The sequence below is a fragment of the Bacillus sp. P14.5 genome (assembly GCF_003316765.1).
In the GTDB taxonomy this organism is placed as follows: Bacteria; Bacillota; Bacilli; order Bacillales; family Bacillaceae_B; genus Rossellomorea.
Window position 1 is genome coordinate 125,886 of the sequence record NZ_NIJF01000060.1, and the last position, 20,129, is coordinate 146,014.

The 20,129-nt window shown below is 43.2% G+C and carries 19 protein-coding genes; 1 reads left to right on the forward strand and 18 read right to left on the reverse strand.

Annotation, left to right across the window (positions count from 1 at the left end):
* Nucleotides 1–96: 96 nt before the first annotated feature.
* Nucleotides 97–657, reverse strand: a complete 561-nt coding sequence (locus tag B9Z54_RS08045; RefSeq protein WP_113927904.1) for a sugar O-acetyltransferase — start codon at nt 655–657, stop codon at nt 97–99.
* 580 nt (nt 658–1,237) lie between these two features.
* Nucleotides 1,238–1,612: a nucleotide excision repair endonuclease gene (locus B9Z54_RS08050; protein WP_113927905.1), complete on the reverse strand. Its 375-nt coding sequence runs from the start codon at nt 1,610–1,612 to the stop codon at nt 1,238–1,240.
* A 176-nt stretch (nt 1,613–1,788) separates the two neighbouring features.
* Between B9Z54_RS08050 and B9Z54_RS08055 the strand changes: the two genes are divergently transcribed.
* A complete protein-coding gene (locus tag B9Z54_RS08055; RefSeq protein ID WP_113927906.1) occupies nt 1,789–2,088 on the forward strand; it encodes a hypothetical protein in 300 nt (99 codons plus the stop codon).
* Nucleotides 2,089–2,333: 245 nt separating this feature from the next.
* Here the strand turns inward: B9Z54_RS08055 and B9Z54_RS08060 are convergent, their stop codons facing one another.
* From B9Z54_RS08060 to B9Z54_RS08140, 16 genes are all read right to left on the reverse strand, one after another.
* The gene (locus B9Z54_RS08060) at nt 2,334–2,678 is read right to left on the reverse strand and encodes a VOC family protein (protein ID WP_113927907.1); all 345 of its coding nucleotides are present in this window, start codon (nt 2,676–2,678) and stop codon (nt 2,334–2,336) included.
* A gap of 40 nt (nt 2,679–2,718) precedes the next feature.
* Entirely contained in the window at nt 2,719–3,093 is a 375-nt protein-coding gene (locus B9Z54_RS08065) for a VOC family protein (RefSeq protein WP_113927908.1), read from the reverse strand.
* Nucleotides 3,094–3,165: 72 nt separating this feature from the next.
* Nucleotides 3,166–4,122: an RNA polymerase sigma factor gene (locus tag B9Z54_RS08070; RefSeq protein ID WP_113927909.1), complete on the reverse strand. Its 957-nt coding sequence runs from the start codon at nt 4,120–4,122 to the stop codon at nt 3,166–3,168.
* A 46-nt stretch (nt 4,123–4,168) separates the two neighbouring features.
* The gene (locus B9Z54_RS08075; RefSeq protein ID WP_113927910.1) at nt 4,169–4,669 is read right to left on the reverse strand and encodes a hypothetical protein; all 501 of its coding nucleotides are present in this window, start codon (nt 4,667–4,669) and stop codon (nt 4,169–4,171) included.
* 21 nt (nt 4,670–4,690) lie between these two features.
* Nucleotides 4,691–5,707, reverse strand: coding sequence for an aminoglycoside phosphotransferase family protein (locus B9Z54_RS08080; protein ID WP_113927911.1), 1,017 nt, complete (start codon nt 5,705–5,707; stop codon nt 4,691–4,693).
* On the reverse strand, nt 5,704–5,979 hold the full coding sequence (locus B9Z54_RS08085) for a hypothetical protein (protein WP_113927912.1): 276 nt from the start codon (nt 5,977–5,979) through the stop codon (nt 5,704–5,706). The genes B9Z54_RS08080 and B9Z54_RS08085 overlap by 4 nt, the downstream gene beginning before the upstream one ends.
* Nucleotides 5,980–6,420: 441 nt before the next feature.
* Nucleotides 6,421–6,975, reverse strand: coding sequence for a GNAT family N-acetyltransferase (locus tag B9Z54_RS08095; RefSeq protein WP_113927914.1), 555 nt, complete (start codon nt 6,973–6,975; stop codon nt 6,421–6,423).
* A gap of 33 nt (nt 6,976–7,008) precedes the next feature.
* Nucleotides 7,009–7,746 (reverse strand): DUF3108 domain-containing protein, encoded by a 738-nt coding sequence (locus B9Z54_RS08100; RefSeq protein ID WP_205207692.1) that lies wholly within the window; start codon nt 7,744–7,746, stop codon nt 7,009–7,011.
* A complete protein-coding gene (locus tag B9Z54_RS08105; protein WP_113927916.1) occupies nt 7,718–10,513 on the reverse strand; it encodes a vWA domain-containing protein in 2,796 nt (931 codons plus the stop codon). The genes B9Z54_RS08100 and B9Z54_RS08105 overlap by 29 nt, the downstream gene beginning before the upstream one ends.
* On the reverse strand, nt 10,497–12,320 hold the full coding sequence (locus B9Z54_RS08110; RefSeq protein WP_113927917.1) for a vWA domain-containing protein: 1,824 nt from the start codon (nt 12,318–12,320) through the stop codon (nt 10,497–10,499). The genes B9Z54_RS08105 and B9Z54_RS08110 overlap by 17 nt, the downstream gene beginning before the upstream one ends.
* A complete protein-coding gene (locus B9Z54_RS08115; RefSeq protein ID WP_162785133.1) occupies nt 12,308–13,123 on the reverse strand; it encodes a DUF58 domain-containing protein in 816 nt (271 codons plus the stop codon). Before B9Z54_RS08115 ends, B9Z54_RS08110 begins: the two co-directional genes overlap by 13 nt.
* 71 nt (nt 13,124–13,194) lie before the next feature.
* Nucleotides 13,195–14,202 carry an AAA family ATPase gene (locus B9Z54_RS08120; RefSeq protein ID WP_113927919.1) on the reverse strand — a complete coding sequence of 336 codons (1,008 nt, stop codon included), beginning with the start codon at nt 14,200–14,202 and terminating at the stop codon, nt 13,195–13,197.
* Nucleotides 14,203–14,206: 4 nt separating this feature from the next.
* Nucleotides 14,207–15,802, reverse strand: a complete 1,596-nt coding sequence (locus tag B9Z54_RS08125) for a coiled-coil domain-containing protein (protein WP_113927920.1) — start codon at nt 15,800–15,802, stop codon at nt 14,207–14,209.
* On the reverse strand, nt 15,795–16,649 hold the full coding sequence (locus B9Z54_RS08130) for an ABC transporter permease (RefSeq protein WP_113927921.1): 855 nt from the start codon (nt 16,647–16,649) through the stop codon (nt 15,795–15,797). The genes B9Z54_RS08125 and B9Z54_RS08130 overlap by 8 nt, the downstream gene beginning before the upstream one ends.
* On the reverse strand, nt 16,650–17,582 hold the full coding sequence (locus B9Z54_RS08135; protein WP_113927922.1) for an ABC transporter ATP-binding protein: 933 nt from the start codon (nt 17,580–17,582) through the stop codon (nt 16,650–16,652).
* Nucleotides 17,579–20,020: a hypothetical protein gene (locus B9Z54_RS08140; protein ID WP_113927923.1), complete on the reverse strand. Its 2,442-nt coding sequence runs from the start codon at nt 20,018–20,020 to the stop codon at nt 17,579–17,581. The genes B9Z54_RS08135 and B9Z54_RS08140 overlap by 4 nt, the downstream gene beginning before the upstream one ends.
* Nucleotides 20,021–20,129 lie beyond the last annotated feature (109 nt).

Below are 20,129 nucleotides of genomic sequence, written 5' to 3' on the forward strand. Positions count from 1 at the left end.
GACCGCTTCCATCGTCCTGTCAATTTTTGCTGGTGTATGACTGGGTTCGCGATGAAGAAAACCCATTTCAAATCGAAATGGGTTTAAGGGTCACATTTAGAGGTTAAGCTTCTTGATGATACGGGCAGGATTTCCACCAACCACCACGTCATTTGGAATATCCTTCGTTACAACCGCTCCAGAGGCAATTACCACATTATCACCAACCGTCACTCCCGGATTTATAACAGCATTGCCGCCTATCCAGACATTATTACCAAAGCTGACTGGCTTGGCATATTCCCTTCCTGAATTCCGTTCCTCCGGATGAAGAGGGTGTGTCGCTGTATAAATATGTACCCCCGGAGCAAGCATGCAGTTATCGCCGAAACGAACCTCGCACACATCAAGGATGGTGCAATCAAAATTAGCAAAGAAGTTCTCTCCGACATGAGTGTTGTATCCATAATCGAAACGAATATTCGGTTCCATATAGACTGCCTCCCCGGTGGAACCCAAGAGTTCTTTCAGCATGGTGACCCGCTTCCCCCCCTCAGTCTCAGTGGTTTGATTGAATAGCCTGACACGCTTTCTGGCTTCTTCGCGTTCTTTTGTCAGCAATGGATCGGCTGGATCATACATTTCTCCGTTCAGCATCTTTTCTTTTTCTGTTTGCACACAATCCTCTCCTCTTTTTTTAGGCTCTCTTCGTAAACTTTGTAGCTTTTTAATATGAATTTAGTATTCGGGGGAAAATCCAGCTTTTGGGATTTTCCGACAACCACAATTTACGCGAAAACAGCCTTTTTCTTCGTTAAAAAAATCATAACAAAACCGGGTTCGCGTTGCCAGCACCGGTTACTTCTGAGATGCAAACCCACAGACACATAAGAAACAGTATTATTCAGAAAATACAAATGGTTGTAATTCTTAATTGAAGAACCTTTAATAATACTAATGCGGTAATTTTAATTTAAGGGGAATTTTTACCGTTAAGTTGATGAATGGAACTCGATTTGGGGTAAATAAGGGGAGTTTTTCCCCTTATCCTAAGAAAAATGAATCATTTTCACATTTTCTGAGCAAATAGAGGGAATTTTTCCCTCTATTTCTGATATTTTTTGTGTTTTATCTTAAATAAGATGAATTTCTCCCCTTATTTATTTTTTTACTTCTCATGTGAGCAGCTAAACTGAAAAGGCTTAGAGATAAAGTTATCTCTAAGCCTTTTACATTCTCCTAACATAGATCCTGGTTCTTACTTATAAAATACTTTATCTACATTATACTTAGCCTGTAATGTGTTGATCATGTAGGTCTCATAGATTTCGCGCTCCATTGCGTCTTCTACAAAGCTGACATCAATGCGGTACACTTCTTCTCTATGAGGCTTTAATGGAGAAACGTTGTCTTCCAAATGCTTCTTCACACGCTGTCTGAGTTTTCTTGCTTTCCCAACGAAAAGAAGCTCATCATTAATGTTATAAAACAAGATCATGCCGCCCTTGTCTCTAGGGATTTCATGCAGGTCGATAAAACCTTCAACCGACTTGATTACCGGTTCATTTTCCTGTGCAGCCTGCTGTCGTTCTGTAATGGAAACATCCACTTTAGGCAGTTCAATTGTAATCATATTTTCACGTCCTTTTCCTGTAAAGGTAAATGGTACCATAGATGGCCCTGGAATGCTAACACAAATAGGATTAGCCAATACAAATTTTTTATAAGGTAATATCTCCCAGTATAAAAACTGGATAAAGGGGTATTTACTATTAATCAGAAAAAGTTCTTAAAACTGGAGGGATTCTGATGAATAGAATGGAAAAGAATATTATAATGGGTTCGCTAGTTTCAGCAGGAAGCGCCGCATTGGCCACTGCGATGTATAAAAAGAGAAAGAAAGATAACTTCCCCGTTTACCAGGATACAGATATGAGAGACAGCATAAAAATCGATGTTCAAGAAAGTGTCAATGCAGATGTGGAAGATGCCGAAAAAGGATTAACCAAACTGGATTCCGCCTTCCGCTCTGAATGGCAGGCCAATGGATTTCCACAGACACATGCAGAATTGGAAAGATTGGAAGCTGAGAGCCGGCAGGAAAGATAGACTTTCTCTTCAAGGGCCTGAAGATGCGGAGATGACAGGAGTTTTCCTGAAGCACCGCATCTTCTTCTACTTTTCAAGCATCCGCTTATTTCCATCATTGCTGACTTTCTTATAGACAACAACCTCAAAAAAGGGATGGCTCTTTTCCTGTCTGTATTACCCGTGTAGCTAGTGAATTATGCACATAAATCCCAAATTCAATTGCACTGAAACTTCCCAAAAAGAAATAGCACTACATCAAATTTTTAATAATGACAAACCTGCAATTTGTTGCCATCTAAATCGTAGAAAGTAAAATAATGATTGTCTCCATCAAAATGCAGCTTTTCTGTAGTTACATCATTATCGATTAGCTTCCTATGCGCTATGTGAATATCTTTAGTGAAGAAGATAGGATAATTGTGATCAGAAGATAGAACTCTTTCCCCCTCTTCTATAGTCAGAGGAATTCCCACCTCTTTTCCAATCGTCAGGACCCGGTATCCTTCACCTGCAAATGAAACACTGCAATCTAGTTTTTCTTTATACCATTCACATGCCCGTTTTATGTCCCTGACCTTCAAACAAATCGTATCAATTCTTTCAAACATATAATTCCTCCTGAATGTTTATTGTACTTTCTTCCGAAGATCATCCTGTGCAGATCATGATTATGTTAGAATCCAAATCCTTTATAGTGAAGAAAGCAAAATCCTCGTACCGAGTAATATCTGAACACACCTCATAGTCTTTACCCTTAACAAAGGTAAAAGCTTTCTCTATGTCTTCTGTATGAAAGTTGAACAAAGGGTAGTCACTTCTACTTGGATCCTTTCTTACACCCTCCGGACCGGAATCCAGCGTAAGTCCGGTGAAATGATTGATAGGCAGGTTATATACAGGATCTTTTACAGTTTTCAGGTCGTATGGCTGGTCAATGAGTTCTGCATACCATCTGACTGACTCCTTTAAGTCTCTGACATGAACAAAGATAGTATTGATTCTATTTCTAATAGGACTGTTCATCACACACTCTCCTCAAGTTTTTTTCTTACATTATTAATAACGAGAAAAGTGTAGAAAACCTTACAGAGAATTTTAGAAAATATGATAAAAATATTCAGCATTCAATTTTACTTCCAGTTCGTCTGCGGCTGACTTCATTAAATCCCAGGAGAAACAATAGAACTTCCAGTAGGTGATATGGTTTTCTTCAGCTTCAAAGTAATGAATATTACTGAGGTATAATTGTCCATCCCGTTTTCTCTCCATTTCAGCAACCACCGGCCTGCCCCATAATTCAACATAGTGAGCTTCGAGTGTATATTGGCTGTCGACAACTTGTTTCCAATCCTTAAGAGAATTCTTTTTCGTCTCAGAAAGTCCGATTTCTATTCCTGCATGAGTTATATCTGTAACAATTTCTTCATTCAAAACGGAGGCAATCATATCAGGGTCTTTCTGCCGGAAGCCTTCCAAGAGGGTTTCTATTGAATCATTGGCTGTAAGCTGGATTGGTTTACTTCTCCTCTTCACAGCCGGATTGTTCATTTCTTTTTTCAAAATGGCCCTGGCTCTGGTGACATTAGTGTAAACGGCACCTTCAGTAGAAGCAATCATTCCCGCAGCTTCCTTCGCTTTGAAGTCGAAAATTTCAGTCAGCAAAAATGAAACATATTGATTGGGTGTTAAATGTTTTATGAGATAATCAAGATTATCTATCAACTCCAGATCAAAGCTTGAGGCTTTGTCACTTATGAATACCCCATTATAAGGTTCATTTCTGAATTTATTTTTCCGATTCCAGTCAATCCAGAGATTCGAGGCTATTTTAAAAAGATATGCTCTCGTGTACACCGGCTGATACAATTTAGTCAGCATCGAGAATGATTTCAGCAAGGTTTCCTGCACCAAATCTTCTGTATCCCACGGCGACCTCGTCAATCTATAACAGTAATGCCATAGCTCTGAACGGTAAGGTTCGATCTCTTCCTTATACGTTCTCTCTAAGTCCCGTAGTTCACCACCCAAAGATTTCAAAGAGTTTGACTCCATTTCGTACCTCCTTGAATTTTATAAGAGTACTTTTCCCATAACTGACTCACAGCAGAAAAAACAACGCAAAGAGCAATACAAGCGTCCATACAAACGAAATATGAACTGTTTTTTCAACTGTCTGCGTTCCTTTTTGTCTTTTATGTTCAATTGAAAAGATAAACAAGAAAATGATCAAGAGGAAATAAATCAAAAATATATAGAGCAGGAAGCGCCACTGACTGACCCATTCCATTAGAGGACCGATTGTTCCTCCCAGGATAAATAAGATCACCGACAAAACTCCTGCAACAACCAGGACTGCCGGCATTCGCAACCATATGCGATGTCTAAAAACAGGACTATCTTTCTTTGCTTCAAAAAGAAAAATAAGATAAATTGCTGTCATGACTAAGACAACTATTACAAACGTTAATAAAGGTGAATTAACAGCCGTCCATCCTCCTGAGGACGTCTGTAAATTGATGTTTTCACTAATGATTTCCAAGCTCCACATTAATATAATAATGAGAGATACAGCCAGGATTTGCAGTATTGACCACTTCATGGTGAATCCCTCCTTTTTTATTCAAGTGAATTTTACATCTAACCATTTTAATAGATCTGGAATTTGTTCCTCATAACGCTTTAATTCATCGATTGTTTCATACACTTGCTCCGTCCCCAGCTGCTGCTCTTCTTTATCTCCACACTCAATCCATAGCGACCGCTTCAAGTTGTATTCCAGCCAGTCGAGCTTTGCTGAATAGCCGGCATCAAGCACACTTTTCCAATCAGCTGTTAACTCTTTCCCTTTAGATTTATAACCTTTTAGAAAAGAGGAAAAGCTGTCTTCCTGTAACTCTCCTATATCATTTACAGACCAATAAAGAGCTGTCTCCAACAAGTCCTGCATCGGATGGATAAAACCTGCGGACTCCCAATCAATGATGACAGGAGTGCTATCGTTCCACATAACATTTTTGGGATCGAGATCTCTATGGCTGATTACCAGGTCTGAAGAGAGGATTGGTGCTGCTTTCTCAGCAGCTGCACTCCATTTATAGAGAGACGTACTATTCTCAGCTAGTAAGCCTGTCCATGCTGAATGATTCTCTTTGCCTTTTTGCAAATAGATATTCCATTTGTGAGCCGGGTGCTTTTGAGGTATGTTCATTTTTATATTACACAATGCTATATCTGAGTTATGTATTTCTCCCAAAAGTGAACCGATCAACCTGGCATGATTGGAATTCAGTTCTGAAAGTGGTTTCGTTTTCCCGATAATCCAATCGTAAACAAGGAAGTACTGATCCTCGAACTTCTGGAGTTGTGTTCCGTTGATTACCTTGGCAGGAAGAGCTGGAAGTTTTTCAGCTAAAAAACTGGCAACCATCTCTGAATGGATATAGCTGTCCCTAGCCTGTGGCCGATTCATAATTTGCGGGTTCAATATTTTTACTGCGAATTTACCCCTATCCGTTTCCACCCTGAAAATTTTATGAAGAAGTCCTCCTGTTAAAGGTTCTGGACTTTTATGCATAACTCCTAACTTGGAATGACTACAGAGTTTTTTCACAAAAAAGTTTACCTCTTGATCAATCATTTTTCATCCACCTTGTTCCGTAAAATGTGTTGCTTCGCTTTTCTCTTCACAACCATATCGTACACCCATAAGAGGAACACGGTGATCAGAGCACTTTCACAGGCACAGACAATGAGAGCGAAGAACAAGGTTCCATATACATCAGGTTCATTAAAACCATAATGCTGAAACTCCCATTCATAAAAAATTGTGTGAATACTCACTGGCAGCATCACAAAAAAGAATAGCTTCCAAAAGTTTTCTTTTATACTTTCTGGCAATCTGAGTTCCATGTGAATCTCCCCTTAAAAGGATGTCTGTAGAATCATTTAACTTATCTTTTTGTCTTTATTTTCTTTATGAATAATAAAAAGGAGTAAGCTGGAAGCCGCTAAACCCGCAAGATTCAGAGAAAAATAAATTAAGTTGAGTCCTCCTGTATTCTGAAATAAATTGAATGTGGAAAATATTAAGGAGAAAAACATGTATATTACTAAAAATAGAGGTCCTTTTGATATCATTTTTCTGAACATGTGAATCCACCACCTTTTATCTTTTTCATTATTTCAAAGTTTCTCATAACACTCAATTCATTTTATGAATTAAGGGCTGGGATTTTAACAGATGAACTAAATTGGAAACTCTCTTAGAAACTGAGTGTATTTTAGTGAAAATCCCTTATCCCTTTAATCGGAACTTTCTTCTGAATGTATCTCCAAAAGTCTGCATCTATTTTATAATCCATCGATTGTAAAGTTTGAATTCAAGATACCGTAATGTACAAGATCTTCATATCGATTCTCTTTCAATATATGCTCTTTTAGGACTCCTTCTTTTTTCATGCCCAACTTCTCCAAAACCCTGCCTGAAGACGAATTAGAACCAAAATGACGAGCGAATACTTTGTGATAGTTCTTTTGGGTAAAAGCATATTTCAGCATAGTTTCCGCTGCCTCGGTCGCATACCCTTTTCCCCAATGCTCTTCTCCGATCCAATAAGCGATTTCACCATGATGGTTAGGGTGATTATTTGACAGGGCAATTGCTCCGTAGAGAGTCCCCGTACACTTATCAGTAATTGCAAATTCATATAGTTTATCATCACTGAAATTGAGTGAATGAGTCTCTATCCAGGACAAAGCATCTTGTTTTGAATAGGGATAAGGTAGATACATTGTATTTCTGTAAATATTATAGTTGTTACATAACCTCGCAACTTCATCAGAATCAGACTTCAAAAACCTTCTTAAAACCAGCCGCCTGCTCGTTACCGTTTCATTCAAAATCATTTCATTCTCTCCTCCTTAAAAAATTTATGGATTCTATCTGCGGAACTGCATCGTAATCCCTTCCCCGATTTCAGAAGATTGTTTTAGCAGTTCCCTATGGGAGGTATCAATCCAATAGTATTGAAGGGTGTCTCCAAAAAAGGTTTTAACCTTCCAGGCATCGACCAATTCAGCGGAGTTTCGCTTAACCCTTTCCAGTCCTGCTGTCTCAACATAGATATCAACTGCTGAAGCAGAAACAGGATTAAATCCTTGAAAGCCTATCGAATAACTCTCCTCCAGAGGCAGCACCCTCAATATCAGTTCTACGGAAAAAGTATCATAAAAGTTTGAGATGGCTTGAACTGATTTTCTATTATGTTCATCTGTTAGATGTACAACATCGTTCTTATAAACCGCCTTATGTTTTTGAACTCCATCAACAAAGTCAGTAAACGATATGGGTTTCAAAGACTGCCTATCCACGATTGTTACACCTTTTCTATGACCGATGATGTGAGAGGACAAAATTTGCACTCTTTCAATTGCTTTTTGTCCATTCACTTCGATGAATGTCAGCTGTTCTGATGTCGTTCCTGCCTGTTGTTCTTTTCCGTTTTGGATTAGATAAATTCCTTTTGTATCATACGATTCTGTTAACACATTCCCATCAAGATTCAGCAACCTGTATTCACCCTCCTGGTAAAATAATGCAAACGCCGCAACGGATAAAACCCATTGCGGCGCTTGTTTCCTGCTTTGATCATCTCTTCTTTTTCTTTTTCGCTTCAATAAGCCTGTTCATGGTTTCTGAGCGATTGGCTTCTTGAGCTGGTTTAGGCTGCACCCTTTTAGGAGGCGGTTCCTTTTCCAGCTTATTTGTTTGAGATTTAGCAGGCTGCGGCTCCACCTTTTTTGGTGGTTCCTTCTTTTTGCCAGTCGAGCTTTGAAGCTTCTTGAAATGCTCCACTTTTATTGTCTTGTTTTGCTGCTTTTCTTCCGTCCTTTTTTCTTTCCTCTTTGCAAAGATTGCTGCCGGGCCTGCCAATCCAAAACGGCGCAGGGCGATTTCAAGGAATAGCAGGAGGAAAGCGGCCAGTATCAACCATTGGTGAATGCTCGACTTCGTAAATGATTTCGGCAGGTTATCCTTATAAAGACTTTCTGAAAATGTGAGGACTTCGCCACCACCTGCCTCTGCAATCTTTTCCAGGTTCGCAAGGTTGGTTTCCATGAGCCGGTACTCTGAAGAATAAGGAACAGAGATTCCTGTGCGGAATAATCCTTTCCCTTCTTCCCCGTTTGCTTCATTCAGCTGAAGAATGTAAGTTCCCGGTTGAGCTGCAAAGGACATTTCATATTTTCCAGGTCCAGTTGTTCTAAAGGATGAGGTGGTCTCCTCTCCTTCATTATTGACGAGGACGGCATCCATTGGCACAGCTTGAAAATCCGGCTGAGTTATGGAGACATTCATTTCGTTTCCATCCATAGTCTGGCTGATTTCAAATGCAGTGTTTTGATAGTTTGGCAGGGTCCAGGTGATAAGCTGATTCCACATATCCGGCCACCCTTCCCAAAGAGGCCAGTCTCCTGACCATACCCCAGGGATGTCCGATGTCCAGGAGGCTGTCCTCCCTATTCCGTACTGCCATCTGGCCAGAATGGGGTCTTCTTTTTCGCTCAAGAGCACTGAGTCCGCGCGCCCCTTAAGTGTTGTCGCTACATACGTATTCATCTGTGGAATTCCGGCATTAAATAATTCATCCATGCCGCTGCCTCCAACAGGGACAGGGTAAAAAGGGTCATCCTCAATATAAGTTCTCGTTGTTAAGACAGTTTCCCTTGAGAGGATGCTTGGTATGGTAGACGAGTCAACGGCATCATAGAACCTGCCGCCGCCTTCATCAGCCAGCTCCTGGAGAAGCATTCCATCCGCCCCGTCCCCTATTGCTACGGTAGAAAGAGTGATATTATTTGATTTCCCCTCTCCTATCGTTGAAAGATAATCTGGAGAGGTTGCCGACTGTCCGTCAGTCAAAAGAATGATATGTTTTCGCTGTAATTCGAGCGGAGTCAACTGCTCATAAGCAAGTTCCAGTGAGGGGAAGATGTTGGTTCCCCCTCCAGCAGTGAGCCCGTTGATTTGTTCTAATACTTTGTCTTTATCGCCAATGGGTTTTGTATCGATGATCTGCCATGGCCTGTCATCGAATGCGATGAATCCCAATGTATCTTTTTCCCTCAGCAGTTCAGCAGACCGGATGGCTGCTTCTTTTGCTAGTTGAAGCTTGTACCCGGCCATGCTGCCGGATCTGTCCAGGACGATGACCATTCCGAGAGAAGGAAGCTCCTTCTTTCCTTTCAGTTCCATATCCACGGGAAGCAGTTTTTCAATCGGGGTTTTGAAGTAGCCGCCAAGACCAAAACTGTCTTCTCCGCCCGCCATCACAAAGCCTGTTCCAAAGTCCTTAACTGCACTGTGAATGAGATCCATCTGCTGTCCCGTCACTTTGGTGGCAGGAACATTGACAAACACAATCGACTGATACTGCACATAGCCTGATAGGACAGTAGGCAGCATTTCAGTAGAAATCACATCCACCCTCAAACCCGAGGCAGTGAGAGTTTCAATAAGATTGCTTCCTTCGCCGGCAGTATTCTCCACGACCAGTACTTTAGGTTCCCCTGCCACATTAGTAAAAGCAAAAGCTTCATTATTTTCACTGATGGTATCTCCACCTGTTATCACTTCGGCCCTGTACTGCCGGAATCCTTCTTCAGCAGCCTTATGCTGAAAAGCAAACCGGTTTTTCCCAGGCTTTATGGAAACTTCGCTGTCAATTACCGGTTTCTCATTTTCAAAAATTCTGATCCGGCTTTCTGTAGTAATATTGCTCTCTAATTCGATTTCAATTTTCGCTGTTTCCCCCAGAAATTGAGTATCCGGGAGTTCAAAAAGACTGATGGCTGTGTCTTCACCATATACCGGTTCCACCGGCAGGACATCAACTGTCAATCCTTGCTGTTTAAGATAAGCTGCCTGCTCCACCGCGTCTCCGGTATTCTCATTTCCATCAGAAAGCAGCACAACCCTGCCGCTTGTGTATGAGGGAATCAGGCTTCCCCCAAGCCTCAACCCGCTGGAAAGATCAGTACTGAAAGTATCCAATTCACTGCGGAACTGGATGCCGGCCTCTGTTTTCTCCTTCAAGGGACGTTCAACGACAGAGGAGGTTCCAGTGGAAACCACTCCGTATTTGTCATCAATCTTCATTTCCTTCGCTGCTTCATCAATGGCACTTCGGATTTTTTCTTCCTGATTTTTCAGACTGTCAGATTGGTCCGCGATGAAAACTGTCGATACGCCGCTGACCGGAATCAGGATCTGCATGCCTGCTAAGGCCAGAATGATCAAAAGAAAAATCAAAGAGCGTATGGTAAGAATCAGCCGCTTTTCAAGAAGGGGGATCCCCGTCCGGCTTTTCCAAAATAGAAACAGTCCAACAGTTGCTGCAGGAAGGAGCAATAGCCATAATGGCTGATCAAGTTGTAATTCCACGGCGGTATACCTCCCATTCCAGAATCAGCAGAATCAATGCCAACAGAGCTGTCCATTTCCATAGTGGATGCACGCTTTTCGTCCCGTCATCATCTTCTTCATTAGGACTGCCGCCTATGGCAAAAGATTCTTCCGGTACAATGGACTGCTCTTTTTCAGAAAGCAAAACGGCAAAATACCGCTCTCTGGATTGGGAATCAGAGGTTTCTTTAAGGCCGTAAATTCCTGGAGTGCCAGGCATTTGTATCGATTCCGAATTCATTTGCACCTTCTCTAATGTTTCATTACTTAGCGGGTTGAAGATTTCCGCTGTTTTACTGTCAGAAGAAAAGGAAACCTGCCTTTCTTCATTTGGCAATGCATACCCAAGAGTTTGACTTTCCTGCTGAAGATAATCCAGGGCGTTTTTTATGAAAATTGGAAATCCCGGCTGCAGCGGCCAATCAGAATCCTCCAAATCGAATGCTGCCATCAACAGAGGACTGCCTTCATAGGTTCCACTGCTGATTACCGCTTCATCTCCGCTTCGAACAATGGTGTCGAGACCGCCTGCGGTATAAGGTTTTCTGGATTGAAGGTAAACGTCTTCCATCTCCACATAACTGAGAAGAGGATGGGAATCAGCAGCTGTAAGGGCATCTACTGTCTTTATTTCTTCTCCGACCTCGAAGCTACCTCCAGGGGCAGGAGACCATATGAATTTAGGTCCTGCCGGCCATTCTTCCTGCCCTAACCCAGTTAAAATATAAACACCCGGAGAATCATCAGGATAAAGGATTTCTCCCTTTTCGTTTTCAGATAGAACTACAGGGTCGTACCCAAGGAGCGGCAGAACTTTTTGCAAGAAAGGATTGGTTTCTCCCGCTAAATATACTTCTGCAGCGGAACCACCCAGTATCGCTGATATGGTGTTGTCGGCTTGATAATCATCCTCGGTCACAATATTCGCTGTATAAAAAGCTGATGGAGCAAGGTCATTTATATAAAGCAACTCAACTGCTTCCGCTTTTACCATAATATCTTCGGTCACACTGCCGCCATCCCCCTCTATTGAGACGGATACATTGCTGTCTTTCTTGCTTTCATTGGCTATTGTGAGTACACCGGTTACGGTACCAGCCTTTTCTGCTGCGCCAAACCCCCGGAGTGAAAGATTATTTTGTTGTTTCCCTATATTGTGAACAACGAATTTATGGGATGAAGGAACCTTTTCCAGTTCTTCTTTTTTCAAAGAGTCTGTAAAGAGGTGGATTTCACCTTCTCCTTCGGGTACCAGCGAAGAAGCATAACCTGCGGCCTGTATCATGGTATCTTCCTCAGAAGTCACCACTAACTCGTTGATCGTTCTTTTCATCGTGCTCTTATCTGTTTCTTCACTGAACAGAAGCTGAGGAACCTTCCCGGCTGAGAGCAGGCTCATCTGCTGGCCGCTTCCTAGTGAATCGACCAGATCCAGGACTTCCTCTTTTGCCTCTTGAAATCTTGTCGTTTCTCCTTCCCTTGCCCCCATGGAAGCTGAAGGGTCAATGACCACTACCACATGGTCACCGCTGATTCCTGATCCCGAGTAAAAAGGCTGCGCCATTGCCAATACCAACAGGCAGACAATTAAAATCTGCAGCAAAAGAAGAAGGTGGCGCTGAAGTTTTCTCCACCACTTATTCGCTTTCCACTCCTGGACGAGATGGTCCCATAGAATGGTAGAAGAAACCTCTTTTTCTGTGAATTCTTTACGAAATAAATAAAATAAAATCAATATGGCCAGGAAGCCTCCCAGCCATAAAAAAGATGGCGTTAAAAATCCCATATTCTCACCTCACATGACCCATCCTTTTGCTGCCATAGAAGAAAAACAAGTTCCTCAAGGGACTGTCCGGATGAGCACTGCAGATAACCAATTCCTCTTTCACGGCAGAATTTTTCCAATTCATCGTTATGCGCCTGCAATCGTTCATCGTACTCTTGCAGCACTTTCCTGCTGATGGAAACCTCTCTCAGCTCTTTGGATTCACTGTCGACAAGCTTCAGGTCCCCTTGATAGGAAGGCTCCAGTTCATCCGTGCTTAGAACCTGTATGATCCTGATTTCCTGTCTGGAAGCCTGCATCCTTTTCAAAGCTTCTTTTATATCATCCACCGGTTCCAGAAGATCGCTGATAATGATACTCAGGCCGTTTCTTTTTTGCTGAATTTCTGCCAGTCTTGTCCAAAATTTCTCTGAGCCTGTTGAGATTTTCAATTCCGCTAAATAGGTTAGCAGTCTTCCAGCGAAGGCTCTGCCTTTCTTATGTAAAAAAGAAGGAGATCCGCTTCCCGCGGGATAGACGGAAACCCTGTCATCATGCACTAAGGACATATATCCAAGGCAGGCAGCCAGGGATCTGGCCGTCTCCCATTTCCCGGCGGGAATCATCATCGAATTCGAGCAGTCCAGGTAGATGGTAACGAACAGTTCCTGCTCATCAAGATAGCGCTTGATATAATGTTTCTGTGTCCTGGCAAAGGCATTCCAGTCTATTAGTCTTGGATCATCCCCAGGGACATAGGTCCGAAAATCGGAGAATTCAAGAGATGTACCCTGCTTTGAAGAACGTCTCTCTCCTTTGTGCATTCCCCTGACTGATTTTCGCATCACAAGAGAGTGCTTTGCGGAGCGTTGTAGAACCCGGGGAGAAAGCAGCATCATTTAGAGCTCCCCGCTTTATCAACAGAAGCAAGAACTTCCTGGATAATAGCATCCTGAGAAATGCCGGAAGCTTCACCTTCAAAGTTCAGGAAAATCCGATGGCGGAGGACCGGCAGAGCAGCTGTCTTCAGATCTCCGACGGAAACATGATACCTGCCGGAAAATAAAGCCCTGACTCTGGCAACCTTGATCAAGCTCTGCAATCCCCTTGGTCCTGATCCGTAACGAACATTGTTTTTTACAATATCAGGTGCTGATTCATGATCAGGTGAAGTGGCCATGATTAAAGAGACAGCATAATCCAGCATATGTTCAGCCAGAACTATCTCTTTGGCCAGGTTTTGCGTTTGGAGGATGAATTCCGCATCAACCTGTTTATTCAGCACTATCTCTTCCACGCCAGTTGTTCTCAGAGCGATTTCCTTCAGTTCCTCTCTTCCAGGCGCCTCTACATTGATCTTTAAGAGGAATCTGTCCATTTGAGCTTCTGGAAGAGGATACGTTCCTTCAAGTTCAATCGGATTTTGGGTAGCCAGGACAAAGAACGGCTTTGGCAGTCTTTTCATTTCACCCAGGACCGTTACTGTCTGCTCCTGCATCGCCTCTAATAAGGAGCTTTGCGTCTTGGGAGTCGCCCTGTTGATTTCATCCGCGAGGACAATATTTGAAAAAATCGGTCCAGGATGGAAGTGGAATTTCTGCCTTCCCTGTTCATCCGGCTGGATCATCATGGTACCTGTAATATCCGTTGGCATTAAGTCCGGTGTGTACTGGATTCGGGAAAATTGGAGGTCCATCACATCTGAAATGGTACGGACAAGCATCGTCTTACCGAGGCCCGGCAAGCCTTCCAGAAGCGCATGCCCCCCTGAAAATACTGCCCAAAGCACTTGTTCAACTGTTTCATCCTGTCCGACAATAAACTTTCCGATCTCACCCTTGATGTTTCGGTAGGTTTCCGCTGCCTCATGCAGCTGCTGTTCTTTGATTGCAAGATCTGTCAATTCGTTACTCCCCTTCCGGATTCAATTCACTGAAGTAATTCTTTACTACATTTTCAAGATTAGAAGGCAGTGCCATACGGTCGACACTTTCCCGGTAAGCCTGTTCATACTCGCCATAGACTTCATTGTAAGGCCTTGCCGATCCTCTGAGAGCAGGTCCTTCATCGGTTGTCTGCCTTTCACCGGAACCTTGTCCTAGCTGGCCGTTATCAACAGACTGATTCGTCTTTCCTCCCAAGCGGTCTGGAACCGTCACGAGTTCTCTTGACCCTTGTCCCGAACCGGCTCCATTTCCGCCTCCTTGACCACTTCCATTTCCTGAGCCAGTCCCCGAACCAGTGCCAGATCCCGATCCCGTTCCAGATCCGGATCCTGAACCCGAACCCGAACCCTTTCCGGAAGAACTATTTCCTGATCCCTGGCTGTTTCCGCTTTGGGAAGGATTACTTCCTTTTCCTCCTGGTGGGTTTTGTCCAGAAGAGGCTGGATTGGATGAGGAATTATTGAAAGCCAGAGATTGCGCTGCGCCTAAATCAGCCGCGGCCATTTGCTGGTTAAGGTTATTAGCAAGCTGCTGCAGGTCTTGCTGGGCAGCAGCTGTTTGAGAAAGAGAAGACGCAGCAGCCATCGCTTCCTGAAGTGACTTCTCAAGGTTGGCCAGCATTTCCTGAAGCTGTTCCTCAGTCAGCTGATTAAGTTCTTTTCCTTCCCCATCCATTGAGTCCTGCAGCTTTTGCAGCCCTGCAAGCTCTTCTTTGCTCAAGCTTTGCTTGTCTTTAAGCTGCTTCATGGCTTCTTCCAGCTTTTTCTGATTCATGTTTTGCAGCGCCTTTGAAAGTTCATTCAGATTGTTTCCTGCAGCTTTCTCAGAAAGGGAATTTAATTTCTTTTCTGCCTCTTCTGCTTCTTTCTTCAATTGAGCTGTTTTTCTTTCTTTTTCTAAAAGTTTTTTCAAGGATTCTTCAGCAGTCTTGCTCTCAGCAAGTTCCTTTTGAAGCTCAGTGAGTTCCTTATTAACTTTTTCACCGTTGTCCTTCTTCTTTTCAGCAAGCTTTTCAACTTTTTCTCTTGTTTCTTTCATGATCCTCTTCTCCTCTTCCTTCTGCTCGGCCTGTTCCATCATTGTGCTTGGAAAAGCCAGGGAAAATGAGGTGAGGAGAACCAGAAACAAAGCAGTATAGAGAGGCTTACTCGGCAAGTTCAGTGCCTTGATTTGCTCTAACTTCTTCCGGGATTCTTTCATCCGCCTTAAAGCATCTTTACGCTGAAGCTGAAGCATGACATCTTCTTTATCGAGTCCGGAGAGAGCGGTGGACACAGCTTCTTCCCCGGCATATTCATCATAATGCTGTGCTGCATCCCGGCGGTTTGGACGTTTAAGAAATGCCCAAACCGCGAAAGAAATGATCAGCAGTGCCGTGATTGCCACTATCTTCTCCCATAAAAACGTAATGATGAACAGTCTGCCTGCAATGGCAAGTACTGCCCCCGCACAGGCAGCAGTTGCCAGTCCATAGGTGAGCTGCCTGCTGAAATGCCTTACTGCCAGCTTCTTGTGAAGGTAGGAAAGCAAAGAAAGAAAGAGTTTGCGGTCATGCATCTTTCTTTCTTCCTCTTCTGGAAGGTTTCATATTAGGACGAAGCTTACTGATGCTGACCCACAGAGATACAGCTGTTATAAGGACGAACGATGCACCGAAGGAAATCCAAAATGGCACTTCGATTCCTGTCCTTGTAATAAACTCTTCCTGCATGTTGGGTTCAAATACCGTCAGCAACACGAAGGCTGGATTGGTCATGATTATAAAATAGGGAGCAATATTTGTTGTATTTCCATAGAGAAATGCGCTCATGAAAAACAGCGTGATGAATCCTGTGCCAGCTGTTAAGAAAAGTGCCACGCCATATGTGGCGATCATTGCCACTATCGTTTTCTTGAGCAGCGTCGAAAATAAGATCCCTATACTGCCAATGGTGATGATCGTGATGACATAAATTCCGAATGTTCCCAGAAGCACTCCCGGTGAAACACCGCCATATAAAAACACGATGCTGTATAAGGGCAGTGATGCGGAAATCATCAAGAACAAAAAGGCGACTGAAGAAATCAGCTTACTTAATATAATGCTTGTTGATGATTGTTCCGTTGTCAGCAGCATATTGAGTGTCTGCCTTTCTCTCTCTCCGCTGATGACACCCGCTGTAAGACCCGGTGTCATGAAAAGGATCAGTCCCAGCTGAACCATGGAGAGCACCATGAACATCATTCGGCTTTCTTCAGGCCGGATGTACCCTGCCTGGCTGTTCATCATTGTGATATAGATGAAGCCGATAGCCACGATCCCCAGAGCGGCCAGGTAAAACAGTATTCCCAGAAAGCTTTTCAGCGACCGAAGGCGCAACTTGATTTCTTTATTCAATACCGGGTTGATCAGAAGTGTTTTCATCTACTCATCCCCTTTCGTAATTTCCAGGAAGATGTCTTCTAGGTCCGTCTTTTTCTGAGTGAAGTCCATGATTGAAAGGCCGGACTGAATAGCTTTTCCCAACAGATCAACCTGTTCGCGATCCGTCCCTGAATAGGCAAAATGGATCGTGCCCGGCTCCTTTTCATCTCGTAATACTTCAGCCACATGAGGGTCGTCCTCGAAGAAGGAGATCGCTTTTTCGATTTCGGCCATAACCGTTACATTCAGAATTTTGTTTGCTTGAAGCTGCTGATGGATAACTGATACAGAACCGGAAGCAACAAGTCTTCCATTTTCGATAACTCCCAGTTCATCACACATTTCAGCAAGCTCAGGCAGAATGTGTGATGAAATCAGTATCGTTTTTCCCATTGTCTTCAGTTCTTTTAAAATGTCCCTCATTTCAATACGGGCACGCGGATCCAATCCGGAAGCTGGTTCATCCAGAATCAAGACTTCTGGATCATGAATCAGGCAGCGTGCCAGGCACAGCCGCTGTTTCATGCCCCGTGAGAGAAGGTCGACATAGGAATCTTTTTTGTGAGACAGATTAACGAGTTCAAGCAGTTGTGGAATCAGCGCCTTTCGTTCTGCTGCTGTCAAACCATAGCTCGCCCCGTAGAAATCAAGGTATTCGGAAGCCTTAAATTGGTCATAAACACCGAAGAAATCAGGCATATATCCAATTTGCTTTCTTACCATTTTCGGATCCTTCGTCACATCAAAGCCGTTAACATAAGCCGTTCCTTCTGTGGGTGCAAGGAGGGTGGCAAGGATGGAGAAGGTCGTCGACTTCCCGGCTCCATTGGGACCAACAACGCCAAAAACCGTCCCTTTTTCGATAGACAGATTTAAGTTATCCAGTGCTGTAAACGAACCGTATTTTTTAGTCAAGTTAATGATTTCAATCATTGTACAAACTCCCCTTCTATCGTGACTCCCGGCACAGGAAGCTGAGGGTTATTCTGGCCTCTCTTTTCAATCCTGATAGTCAATTTTCCGTCTTTATCAATATATCGCTGAACATCTTCGTCAATCTTAATTTGCCGTACTCCTGATTCCAATTCCTCTGTTTCACCCGTTTTTGCATTAACAAGAGATAGTCCGTCTGTTGTCTCGATATCTCTAAAGGAAAGAACCATTTTCGAATAGGTGACTTTTTTATCGATGACTGAATCAGGAAGCTGGAATGAAAGATCATAGGTACCCGGTGCTGCATCGATATAGTAGTTTCCTTCCATAAAATCCTGGTGGTGGATCATCCCTTCCACAACGGATACATGGGGTTCCATCTGCTCTTGTTTCAGTTTAAAGGAACCTGTATTATTCGATTCAATATCGAAAGGCTGAAGAAAAAGATTCAAAGACTCTTCTTCTGCACTATTTCCATTAACGGTCATTTCAATAAGAGATTCATCGGAATAGCCGATAATCAGCGGCTTCTTCAATGAATAATTGTAGATTTTTTCTTCGAGAGCATAGTTCAGCAGATTGAACATCTTCCAGTCATCTCCCGGCTTTGTCTGAGGTCCAGGACCCGGCCCGTACATTATATTTTGCGCTCCTGGAAAAGCTCTTCCTGCTGCAATGCTGTTTGGAGAACTCAATAAAGTGGAAGATTTCATTTCAACTTCAATCTTCTTTTCTTCTCCTTTGGCCAATGAACCGATTTTGTATGCACTTCCGCCAGCCAGCACGAACACATCGTGAAGGTCATGCTTCATAGTATTAGTCACGGTACCAGAGAGAAACTCATTGCCGGCTTTCAAATCACCTTCGATTCTGCCTGTTTCAAGTGAGGTGAATTGATTCATTGTCGAACGAACAGACCAGAATTCTACATCCTGGAAGGTGACCTTTGAGCCTTCCCCGGAATTCTGAATCATTGGGTAGTCACTGAAGTTAGTTTCTTCAACATAGCTTTGATTGAATGGAACGGGATTCAGGCTTTCGCTGCCGAACTCCATCGTATAATCTCCGCCTCCGCTTGAGAGCATGGAAGCGAAATGAAAACCTGATCCCATGCCTTCTTCATTAACCGAAACAATGGCCACTTTATTCAGGTTTTCACCACCGGTGCGATCCGCCGCTCCCGTCAGGAAAATTCCCAAACTAGTCAGTACAGCTATGGATGGAATGATCCACCAGCCCCACTCTCTCTTATCTTTCTTTTTCAAGATAAAATATAGTACGGGTACAATAATGATGATATAAAGGGCAAATAATAAGGTAATCACCGAGACTGGCAGGAACGAAGAAGCGAACAATTCTGTTGTCGTCCTGAGAATATTTTCTGCCTGGTCATAAAAGGTCATCGGATGCTTAAAACTGGTATCCAGTGTCGCAGTTAGAATCCTGTTCCACCAGCCGCTGTTTCCTTCCCATGAAGCAAGAGGTTCTTCAGCAAGGCTGTAGGTCAACTGAGTGACTTCTCCTGTACCGAATCCTTTTTCTACAGCAAGAACCTTGCCGCCCTCTTCAATTACTCTATCTGCTCCGGCTTCAATGTCACCGGTCATTACGGTCATTTCTTCCATGGGAAGAGGCTTATCACTGAAACCTTGCAAGAAAGACAGGTCCTTCAGTTTTTCCTCTCCTGAAACGTTCATCGGTATTAATGAATCCAATGCACCCATCTTCTGCTGCAAGTCAGGTGAACTTCCAATAATCAACCTTCCGCCTAGTTCTACCCATTGTTTAAGCGCAGCCTGTTTCTGTTCACTTAGTTTATCAATAGAATAATCATGAATGATTACTGCATCAAACATGTTAAGGCCAAGACTATCCTCCGGCATTGTCTCCGGGTCCAAAGGCAGAACTTCTGGAGCTTCTCCTTGGTAGGATGTCATCTTCAAGACATTCATTTGATCCGGATTGTCACTCAGTACCCCTAAAACCGGTTTCATTTCCGGGACGAGGCTTGGTGTCAGATTGGTGTCGCCTGAAAGCTTGATTTGCTTGTCTTCCTCCCAACCTCCCTCATAGAACCGGATCCGCTTTTCCTTTTTGCCAGTGGGGTTCATTGGTCCTCCCATATAATCGTTAAAACCAGGAACAGAGAATTGAATCTTCTGTTCAGTACCGCCGGCTATTTCTACTGGTATGACCACATTTCCATAAGCATGGTAATGCGGACTTGTAGAAACGACCAGGTCACCGCTGATATCCTCACCTTCATTCGTGATGGTTACTGTTACCGGAAAGGCACTTCCACTCTTTACTTTTCCATTGATTCCTGGTTCTGTGTCAATCGTAAGTGTTCCTTGTGCAGCTGTCTCCGCTGCCATCCACGGCAGCAACCCCATAAGGAGCAGCACAACCGCTAAAATTTTTCCTATGTACTGTTTCACCCGAAATTTCCCCCTCTTTATCTTCTCAATAATAAAGACGAGTCCCGGGCGGAAAAAGTTCTACTATTTATGAGATTTTTTAAAATATTTTTTTATATGAGGTTTTGTT